We start from the raw sequence: 505 nt of genomic DNA, 5'->3' as shown, positions 1-505 counted from the left end.
CGCTCTATAGGGGCTTGGTCTCGCGTAGCGAGGCGGATTTTGCTCTTAAATTAGAACGTGAATTGCAGGGGCGTCCAGCCCCGAAGATTTACGTTCTAATTCATTGGAAAAGCACGCTTTTTCAATATTCACCCTTTGGGTGAAATCTCTTTTTTTCTTGAGATTTCATCGGTGTCCGCTATCGGGTACTATGCTCCCCCGATGATAGACACCGATGGCAGAGGCCGATGAACACACAATTTTTGATCCAAGATAAGACCGAACGCTACCAACGAAATGCCGATAACATGCAGTGTGTTGTGCAGTTTTTAATACAAGAAACGTACTCCACGATCAGTAATTTAATGGTGCTTTTGAATTACCAAAAAAGACAACCGCTCGATCGCTTACTGGCAAAACTAAAGGGCTTAGGCTTCATCAAAAAGTACGAGCTTCAAACCCAAAACGGGAAGCTTGCTTTGTGGGGCATAACGGATTTAGGTCTAGCACAAAACCAACAAAAGAG

1 pseudogene is annotated in these 505 nt (G+C 44.2%); it reads left to right on the top strand.

Going from position 1 to position 505, the window contains the following annotated elements:
* Nucleotides 1-227 precede the first annotated feature (227 nt).
* Nucleotides 228-505, top strand: a pseudogene (locus tag R7Z50_RS31400) (mobilization protein); the annotation flags it as partial.

The sequence above is a fragment of the Vibrio sp. 1249-1 genome (assembly GCF_033340495.1).
This window is presented reverse-complemented; position numbering and strand designations above follow the sequence as displayed.